The 4,254-nt window shown below is 72.4% G+C and carries 4 protein-coding genes; 3 read left to right on the top strand and 1 reads right to left on the bottom strand.

Annotation, left to right across the window (positions count from 1 at the left end; all coding sequences use genetic code 11):
* Positions 1 to 170: 170 nt before the first annotated feature.
* From CCN56_RS39995 to CCN56_RS39985, 3 genes are all read left to right on the top strand, one after another.
* Entirely contained in the window at positions 171 to 1,454 is a 1,284-nt protein-coding gene (locus tag CCN56_RS39995) for a cytochrome P450 (RefSeq protein ID WP_086832477.1), read from the top strand.
* A 140-nt stretch (positions 1,455 to 1,594) separates the two neighbouring features.
* Positions 1,595 to 2,686, top strand: coding sequence for a DUF2330 domain-containing protein (locus tag CCN56_RS39990; RefSeq protein ID WP_086832476.1), 1,092 nt, complete (start codon positions 1,595 to 1,597; stop codon positions 2,684 to 2,686).
* On the top strand, positions 2,683 to 3,351 hold the full coding sequence (locus CCN56_RS39985; RefSeq protein ID WP_086832475.1) for an O-methyltransferase: 669 nt from the start codon (positions 2,683 to 2,685) through the stop codon (positions 3,349 to 3,351). The genes CCN56_RS39990 and CCN56_RS39985 overlap by 4 nt, the downstream gene beginning before the upstream one ends.
* Positions 3,352 to 3,369: 18 nt before the next feature.
* Here the strand turns inward: CCN56_RS39985 and CCN56_RS39980 are convergent.
* A partial coding sequence (locus CCN56_RS39980) for a serpin family protein (RefSeq protein ID WP_086832474.1) occupies positions 3,370 to 4,254 on the bottom strand: 885 nt, incomplete at its 5' end.

The following is a 4,254-nucleotide window of genomic DNA, read 5'->3' as shown; positions in this document are numbered from 1 at the left end:
GCTGGGGGCACCACCACACGGGCGCGGTCTGCCGCAGCCGGGCGAACTCCGGGAAGGGGACGCGGTCGCGGAGCAGATCGGGGTCGGTGGCGTCGAACCCCTCGGGGAGCCCCTGGGAGAGACCGTCGGGGAGTCCCTCGGGGAGCCGTCCTTCGGGGACCCCCGAAGGGATCCCCGAAGGACGGCTCCCCGAGGGACTCCCCGACGGTCTCTCCCAGGGGCTCCCCGAGGGGTTCGACGCCACCGACCCCGATCTGCTCCGCGACCGCGTCCCCTTCCCGGAGTTCGCCCGGCTGCGGCAGACCGCGCCCGTGTGGTGGTGCCCCCAGCCGGCCGGCGTCACCGGCTTCGCGGACGGCGGGTACTGGGCGGTCACGCGCCACGCGGACGTCAAGTACGTCTCCACCCACCCCGAGCTGTTCTCCTCGAACGAGAACACCGCCGTCATCCGCTTCAACGAGCACATCACCCGGGACCAGATCGAGGTCCAGAAGCTGATCATGCTCAACATGGACCCGCCCGAGCACACCCGGGTCCGCCAGATCGTCCAGCGGGGCTTCACCCCGCGCGCGATCCGGAACCTGGAGACCGCCCTGCGCGAGCGCGCACACGCCATCGTCGAGGAGGCGAAGCGCGGCACGGACGCCGACGGCACCTTCGACTTCGTCACCCGGGTCGCCGTCGAGCTCCCCCTCCAGGCCATCGCCGAACTCATCGGCGTCCCCCAGGAGGACCGCTCCCGGATCTTCGACTGGTCGAACAAGATGGTCGCGTACGACGACCCCGAGTACGCCATCACCGAGGAGATCGGCGCCGAGGCCGCCATGGAACTCATCGGCTACTCGATGAACATGGCCGCCGCCCGCAAGGAGTGCCCCGCCAAGGACATCGTGTCGCAGCTCGTCGCCGCCGAGGGCCAGGGCAACCTCTCCTCCGACGAGTTCGGCTTCTTCGTCCTGCTGCTCGCCGTCGCCGGCAACGAGACCACCCGCAACGCCATCAGCCACGGCATGCACGCCTTCCTCACCCACCCCGACCAGTGGGAACTCTTCAAGCGGGAGCGGCCCGCGACCACCGCCGAGGAGATCGTGCGCTGGGCGACCCCCGTCGTCTCCTTCCAGCGGACCGCGACCCAGGACACCGAACTCGGCGGGCAGAAGATCCGCAAGGGCGACCGCGTCGGCCTCTTCTACTCCTCCGCCAACAACGACCCCGAGGTCTTCACCGACCCCGAACGCTTCGACATCACCCGCGATCCCAACCCGCACCTCGGCTTCGGCGGCGGCGGACCCCACTTCTGCCTCGGCAAGTCCCTCGCGATCAAGGAGATCGAGCTGATCTTCAACGCGATCGCCGACGCCCTGCCCGACCTCACCCTCGCCGGCGAACCACGCCGACTGCGGGCGGCCTGGCTGAACGGGGTGAAGGAACTCCGGGTCCGCACCCCGGCCTGACATGCCCGTACGGGGTGAGGGAACTCCGGTTCCGCACCCCGGCCCGGCACGCCCGTACGGGGTGAGGGAACTCCGGTTCCGCACCCCGGCCCGGCACGCCCGCACGGAACCGGAAGGCGATCGACCACGTCTGACCCCGCATGCGGGGGACACTCAGAAGCATCCTGACCACCATCATCGCGCTGCTGGCGCTCCAGGCCGGCTCGCTCGTCGCACCGGCCTACGCCTGCGGCTGCGGCGCCATGATCCCGGACAAGGCCCAGCGCATCGGCGTCGACCGGGAGGAGTCGGCCGTCCGCTGGGACGGGCACGACGAGACCGTCGTCATGCGCTTCAACGTCCACGGGAACGCCGAGCGGGCGGCCTGGATCATGCCGGTTCCGGGCCGCGCCGACGTCCGGCTCGGCGACCCGGCACTCTTCGACGAGCTCAACCGGCTCGCCGAGCCCGAGCAGCGCGACCGCTACCACTTCTGGCCGCGCGGGGGCGACTGGCCCTTCGACAGCACCAACGGCGACGGAGCCGCCGCCGCCCCGCCCGGCGCGGGTTCCGGCGTCGGCGTCGTCGGGCGCGAACGGCTCGGTCCCTTCGACGTGGCCCGGCTCACCGCCACCGACCCGGAGGCCCTCGGCGACTGGCTGCACACCAACGGCTTCGAGCTGCCCGAGCGGCTCACCGGCGCGCTCCGGCCGTACGTCGAGCGGAAGTGGGAGTACGTCGCCGTCCGCCTGGCCCCGCAGGAGCAGGGGGCGATCCTCTACGGCGAGCTGACCCCGCTGCGGATCGCCTTCGCCTCCTCCGAACTCGTCTATCCCATGCGGCTCTCCCGCCTGGCCCGGACGCCCCAGACCCTCGGCCTGTACGTCCTCGCCGAGCACCGGATGGAGCCCCGCTCCCCCATCGGCGGCGACCGCCCCGAGGTGACGTTCGCCGGCCGCATCGAGCGGCCCGGGGGCGCCGTCGCGGAGCTCTCGGGCGACCGGCCGGTCCGCCTGACGATCCTGGAGCAGAAGTTCCCGCACCCCGAGCGGATCGACGACGACCACCACCTGAGGGCCGTCGCCGACACGTCGTACCGCGAGGTCGAGTACACCGACCGGCTGCTGACCCTGGGCGGCATCCCGGTCTGGCTCCTGACGGCCGGCGGCGGCCTGCTGCTCGCGGCGCTGCTCGCCGTACGGGTGAAAAGGCGGCGTTCCGGCAGGGACGCGGGTGTACGTTCGGCCGCATGACGAACCCTCAATGGACAGCGGTCGACCAGTACTTCACGGACACGATCGCCCCCGCCGACGAGGCGCTCACGGCAGCGCTCGCCGACTCCACGGCGGCCGGCCTGCCGGAGATCGCCGTCGCCCCCAACCAGGGCAAGCTGCTCCATCTGCTCGCCCGGATGCAGGGCGCGCGGAACGTCCTGGAGATCGGCACCCTCGGCGGCTACAGCACGATCTGGCTGGCCCGCGCGCTGCCCGCCGACGGCCGGCTGATCACCCTGGAGTACTCCCCCGTCCACGCGGACGTGGCCCGCGCCAACATCGCCCGCGCCGGCCTCGACAAGATCGTCGAGGTCCGGACGGGCGCGGCCCTGGACACCCTGCCGCAACTGGAGACGGAGGGCGCGGGCCCCTTCGACCTCGTCTTCATCGACGCGGACAAGGTCAACAACGCGCATTACGTGGCGTGGGCGCTGAAGCTCTCCCGCCCGGGCACGGTGATCATCGTCGACAACGTGGTGCGGAACGGCAGGGTCGCCACCGAGCACGCCGACGACCCGGCGATCACCGGCACGCGCGAGATGTTCGACCTGATCGCGCGCGAACCCCGCCTGGACGCGACGGCGATCCAGACGGTCGGCACGAAGGGCTACGACGGCCTGCTCCTGGCCCGCGTGGTCGGATAGGCCGGGGGGGGGCTCCTCCTACTCGGGGGCGCTGGTCCGCCAGCCGGCGAAGAGCGGCAGCTCCCCCGCCCAGTCGAGCACCACGACCCCGAACGGCCGGTCGAACGCGATCCGCTCCACCACCTCGTGGCGGGGCGGGACCGCGCCGCGGGTCATCGTCACCTGGGTCACGGCGGCCGCCTCAACGCCCTCCTCCGAGACCTCGACGACCGCCGACTGCGCGACCCTGCCGATGTGCTGGTCCGCCGCGGAGATCCCCGAGAAGTCGGCGCCGGGGCACAGGGCCCGGACGACACCGAGCACCGCCAGGTGTCCGAGCGCGTCGGTCGTCGTACGGAGCGAGAACCGCGGCAGTGCGAGATCGGCCGAATCGGCCACGAGCGGCCGCCGCGCCCCGGCCCAGGCCGCGGGCAGCACTTCGGCGGGCCCGGCGCCCTCGGGCCCGAGCACGAACCGCACGCGCACGCCCCCCTCGCCCTTGCAGGGCAACTCGACGACGGTGGCCCCGTCCACGTACCAGACCCACCCGGCCGGGATCCGCTGCCGCATGGTCGGTACGGGCCGGGTGTCGCCGTACCCGTCGGTGAAGGGCTCGTCACGGGTGAGGCGAGGGGAGAAGGAACTCAGCCAAGAAGCCTTCAGCGCAAGCGCGTTGAGCAGGACGAGGCTCTCGGAGCCGTCGAGTTCGAGCGGCATCCGCCGGATCCGTCCACCGGTGGCCTCCCGTACCCACGCGTCGAGCTCCTCCTGGATGTCGGGGAGTTCGCCCATGGACAGGTCGTCCGTGGCCGGGAGCACCTCGTCGGGCAGCGCGAACAGGACCGCCCAGGGCAACACCCCGAACCGCACCCCGGGCACCCCCCGCCGGAACGCCTCCCGGACCGGCACCGCGCTCCACGCCCC

The organism is Streptomyces sp. NRRL B-24572, assembly GCF_002156145.1.
GTDB classification, from domain to species: Bacteria; Actinomycetota; Actinomycetes; order Streptomycetales; family Streptomycetaceae; genus Streptomyces; species Streptomyces vietnamensis.
Note: the sequence above shows the minus strand (reverse complement) of the source record. Positions and strands in the feature narration are given on the sequence as shown.